Source organism: Nocardiopsis chromatogenes YIM 90109 (assembly GCF_000341185.1).
GTDB lineage: Bacteria > Actinomycetota > Actinomycetes > Streptosporangiales > Streptosporangiaceae > Nocardiopsis_A > Nocardiopsis_A chromatogenes.
The window spans coordinates 1-4,845 of the sequence record NZ_ANBH01000384.1; the positions used below are offsets into that span (position 1 = coordinate 1).

Consider the following 4,845-nt stretch of genomic DNA (forward strand, 5'->3'; position numbering starts at 1 on the left):
CACCCGACAACGCTGCGGGGAGAGCCGCCGACCCTCGCCGTCGCCCCGCCTTCCGGGCGGTCTCGGCCCGGTCGTCGACCGGGCCGCCAAGGGGACCGCCATCATGCCGCCACGGCCCTCGGGGACTCACTCGTCTCCACGGCCCCCGCCGGGATCAGACGGCTTCCCCGGGGATCTCCTCGTAGGCCGTGCGCAGGCGCTCGACCAGCGGTGGTCGGTCGGTGAAGGTGTGGCCGTCGACCGCCGATACGGGGCGTACCCCCACGGCGGCGTTGGTGATGAAGGCGCCGTCCATCTCCGGAACCGCCTCCACGGGGACCGGGACCGTGCGGTGGGTCGCGCCCCCGGTCCCGTCGAGCAGGCGCATCGTCGTGCCCTGGAGGACGTCGCCCTCCGGCCACAGCACCTCGTCGCCCCGGACGAAGCCGATGTTCCACGTCGCGCCCTCGGTGGCGCGGCCGGTGCGGTCGACGAACAGTACGTCGTCGTGGCCGCCCAGCTGCGCGGCGCGCCGCCCGTGCAGGGCCCCGGCCAGCGACGACGTCTTGACCGCGGGAAGTTCGCGCTCGTGCGCGCGGGTGGCGAGGGACAGCGGCGGCGCCGGGACCGCGGGGGCCGCGCGCGTGGACACGAGCATCCGCGGCCGCGCCGGGCGGGCGGGGAGCCCGAGCTCCAGGTCCGGATCGAAGACGGTCACCCGCACGACCACCGGCCCGTCCGAGCGGTCGGCGGCCTCGCGGACCCGGCCCCGGATCCCGTCCCGGTCGAGGGTGGCCCCCATCAGGGTCGCGCAGTCCGCCTCCAGGCGGTCCAGGTGCAGGGACAGCCCCCGGACGCGCGCGCCCTCCACGCGCATCGTGGTGAAGTGCCCGTAGCCGTACAGGGCGAGCGGGGCCAGCTCCTCAGCCGTCACCGGCCGACCGTCCAGCAGCATCATGGGGGCATCCTCGCATCCCTCAGGCGGAGGCGAGGTGTTCCAGGGCTTCGGAGGCGGTGAGCCGACCGGCCGTGGTGAGGTCCAGGTTGCTCAAGGACACCTCGTGCACCGCCGGGTCGGCTGCGGCCACGCAGTCGGCCACCACGTGCACGGTGAAGCCGAGGTCGGTGGCGCCGCGCGCGGTCTGCTCCACGGTGAGGTTGGTGGCCACCCCGGTGACCAGCAGGGTGTCGACGCCGCGCGTGCGCAGCCGGTCGGGCAGGTCGGACGCCGCCATCCCCGACAGGCGCTGGTTGTCGCAGACCTCGTCGCCGTCGCCGAGCGCGGCCATCTCCGGGATGAGCGCGGAGCCGGGGCCGTCGGGACGGAACGACTCCTGGGCGTCGGCGACCGCGGACATGAAATCGGTGTTGCGTACCAGCGCGCCCCCGCCCTCGGGGACGGTGAAGCGGGTGAAGACGACGGGGACACCCGCCGCACGCGCGGCGTCGTGGAAGCGCGCCGCGCGGTCGACGACCCCGGAGGCGCGGACCGGCTCGGCGAGCATGCCGCCGAAGAAGCCCTCCGGCTTGATGACGTTCACCTGCCAGTGGAGCGCGAGGACGGCGGTGCGGGCCGGGACGATGAGGGGTTCGTCAGTCATGTACCGGATCCTGCCACGCCCGCGGCCCGCCCTAGAGCCCCACGGCGTACCCCGGGACGGACGGCCAGCGCACCGTCATGACCACCGACTCCTCCTCGGCGACCCAGGAGTGGTCCGTGCCCGGCCCCCACACGACGTAGTCGCCCTGCTCGCCCAGGACCACGTCGCCGTCGGGGAACCGGAGCCGGAACCGCCCGCTGATCAGCACGAGGAGCGCGGTGCGCTTCTCCCCGACGGCCCACTCGGCCCGCTCGTCGCCGGGCGGGTGGGTGCCCCACTTGATCTCCACGTCGGTGCTGTGCCGCGGGTCGTCCTCGGGCTTGAAGTGCCCGAGCAGCCAGCCGCGGTCCATGGGCGCGTCCGCGCCGGCGCTGCCCACGTAGACCCCGTCGGGCGCGGGCCGGTCTGAAGCGTTCTCGATCACGGACGACGAGGGTAGCCGCAGGGGCCCTGTGGACGGCGCACCGTCGGCCCCCGCCTGTCGGGCAGGGGCGGCATGATGGGGAGGGGAACCGAGTCAGTGGAGGGGCCCGTGAGCGGTGCAGGGGGTGCGCAGAGCGGCCAGGGGTTCCGCCCGGCCGAGCTGGAAGGCGTCCTCGAACGCGTGACCTTCGCCAACGAGGAGACCGGCTACACCGTCGCCAAGGTCGACACCGGCCGCGGCGCGAACGACCTGACCACGGTGGTCGGCGCGCTGCTGGGCGCCCAGGTGGGCGAGTCGCTGCGGATGCGCGGGCGGTGGGGCTCGCACCCGCAGTACGGGCGGCAGTTCACCGTCGAGGACTACACCACGGTCCTGCCCGCCACCGTCCAGGGCGTGCGGCGCTACCTGGGGTCCGGGCTGATCAAGGGGATCGGTCCGCGCCTGGCCGAGAAGATCGTCGACCACTTCGGCGCCGGGGCCCTGGAGGTCATCGAGAATGAGCCCGACCGGCTGATCGAGGTGCCCAAACTCGGCCCCAAGCGGACCCGGCTCATCACCGAGGCCTGGGAGGAGCAGAAGGCCATCAAGGAGGTGATGGTCTTCCTCCAGGGCATCGACATCTCCACCTCGCTGGCGGTGCGGATCTACAAGAAGTACGGCGACGCCTCCATCGGGGTGGTGCGCGGCGAGCCCTACCGGCTGGCCACCGACGTGTGGGGCATCGGCTTCAAGACCGCCGACACCATCGCCCAGGCGGTGGGGATCCCGCACGACAGCCCCGACCGGGTCAAGGCCGGGATCCAGTTCACCCTCTCGGAGTCGACCTCGGAGGGCCACTGCTACCTGCCCGAGGAGCGGTTGATCGCCGACGCTGTCAAGATCCTCCAGGTCGACCCGGGGCTGGTCATCGAGTGCCTCGGGGCGCTCGTGGCCGAGGAGGGCGTGGCCGCCGAGAAGGTGCCCGGACCGGAGGGCGAACCGGTCACCGCCGTGTACCTGGTGCCGTTCCAGCGGGCCGAGGCGTCGCTCGCCGGGCAGCTCCGCACGCTGCTGGAGCACCCGGCCGACCGGATGCCCGCCTTCGCCGACGTCGACTGGGACGCGGCGCTGGGCTGGCTGCGCCGCCGCACCGGGGCCGAGCTGGCCCCCGAGCAGGAGGAGGCGGTCAAGCTCGCCCTCACCCGCAAGGCCGCGGTGCTCACCGGCGGCCCGGGGTGCGGCAAGTCCTTCACCGTCGCCTCGGTCATCACCCTGGCCGCCGCCAAGGGGGCGAAGATCGTGCTGGCGGCCCCCACGGGCCGCGCCGCCAAGCGGATGACCGAGCTGACCGGGCACGAGGCCTCCACCGTGCACCGGCTGCTGGAGCTCAAACCCGGCGGCGACGCCGCCTACGACCGGGACCACCCGCTCGACTGCGACCTGCTGGTGGTCGACGAGGCGTCCATGCTCGACCTGCTGCTGGCCAACAAGCTGGCCAAGGCGGTCCCGCCCGGCGGCCACCTGCTGCTGGTCGGCGACGTCGACCAGCTGCCGTCGGTCGGCGCCGGGCAGGTCCTGCGCGACCTGCTGGAGGAGGGATCGCCCGTGCCGGCGGTGCGGCTGACCCGGGTGTTCCGCCAGGCGCAGCAGTCGGGGGTGGTCACCAATGCGCACCGGGTCAACGCCGGTGAGCCGCCGCTGTTGCAGGGCATGGACGACTTCTTCCTGTTTCCCTGCGACGACGCCGAGGAGACCGCCGAGCTCACCGTGGACGTGGTCGCCCGGCGCATCCCCCGCCGCTTCGGGCTGGACCCGCGGCGGGACGTGCAGGTGCTCGCCCCGATGCACCGCGGCCCGGCCGGCGCGGGCAACCTCAACACGCTGCTGCAGAGCGCGCTGACCCCGCCGCGCGAGGGGGTGGCCGAGCGCCGGTTCGGCGGCCGCGTCTTCCGGGTGGGCGACAAGGTGACCCAGATCCGCAACAACTACGACAAGGGCGCCAACGGGGTCTTCAACGGGACGCTGGGCCTGGTGGCCGGTATCGACGCGGTCGAGCAGCGGGTGACGGTGCGCACCGACGAGGACGAGGACGTCGGCTACGACTTCGCCGAGCTGGACGAGCTGGCGCACGCCTACGCGGTGACCGTGCACCGCTCCCAGGGCAGCGAGTACCCGGCGGTGGTGGTGCCGGTGACCACGAGCGCGTGGATGATGCTGCAGCGCAACCTGCTCTACACCGCCATCACCCGGGCCAAGCGGCTGGTGGTGCTGGTGGGGTCGCGGCGGGCGGTGGCCCGCGCGGTGCGCTCGGCGGCGGCCGGGCGGCGGTTCACCGGGCTGGCGCACCGGCTGCGCGATGAGAATTCCGCCGGATAACGGAGGCTCCGGGGGGATTGTCGGTGAATGGCACCCGTGTTCGGTTTCAACATCGCGCATTATCGGGCCGCCGGTAAATCCGAGGAAATTTCGTCCTTGTCGACAATAGAACCGAGCGGTAGTTTTCCCTACGGTGGAGCCGGTGGCCCGGCGGGCAGGATCCCCTCTCCCGACCCGTCGCACTCCTCCACCCCGGGACCGTGCCCGAACCCCCTCCCGGGCGCGGTCCCGCCCGCGTTTTCCGCGTTTGGGCCCCAAGGCGGCCCAGGGCTGAATAGGCTCCCCTTATGAGGCCGAAACCGGCGGCGCGGACGCCACCCCTCTCGTGCGGACGGCCGGGTGCGCCGGGGCCTCGGGCCATTCGGGGCGTTCCCGCTGCGCCGACTCTCCTCCCCGCCCCGGCGGGGGGCCGAGGCAACGCCGACCCCAATGGACGCTGACGCTCTTTCCACTCCCCCCGGAGAGCGTCGGCCCCCCTCCGGGGCC

4 protein-coding genes are annotated in these 4,845 nt (G+C 73.5%); 1 reads left to right on the top strand and 3 read right to left on the bottom strand.

Features of this window, described 5'->3' with window-relative positions; translation table 11 throughout:
• Positions 1-154: 154 nt before the first annotated feature.
• From D476_RS0131230 to D476_RS0131240, 3 genes are read right to left on the bottom strand one after another with little or no spacing between them, the layout of a single operon-like run.
• A complete protein-coding gene (locus D476_RS0131230; RefSeq protein ID WP_017627797.1) occupies positions 155-937 on the bottom strand; it encodes an aminotransferase class IV in 783 nt (260 codons plus the stop codon).
• Between the two features lie 19 nt (positions 938-956).
• Positions 957-1,580 carry a cysteine hydrolase gene (locus D476_RS0131235; RefSeq protein ID WP_017627798.1) on the bottom strand — a complete coding sequence of 208 codons (624 nt, stop codon included), beginning with the start codon at positions 1,578-1,580 and terminating at the stop codon, positions 957-959.
• Between the two features lie 31 nt (positions 1,581-1,611).
• Complete coding sequence (locus D476_RS0131240; RefSeq protein WP_017627799.1) at positions 1,612-2,004, bottom strand: cupin domain-containing protein; 393 nt, start codon at positions 2,002-2,004, stop codon at positions 1,612-1,614.
• A gap of 108 nt (positions 2,005-2,112) precedes the next feature.
• Between D476_RS0131240 and recD2 the strand changes: the two genes are divergently transcribed.
• A complete protein-coding gene (gene recD2, locus D476_RS0131245; RefSeq protein WP_017627800.1) occupies positions 2,113-4,359 on the top strand; it encodes an SF1B family DNA helicase RecD2 in 2,247 nt (748 codons plus the stop codon).
• Positions 4,360-4,845: the final 486 nt, after the last annotated feature.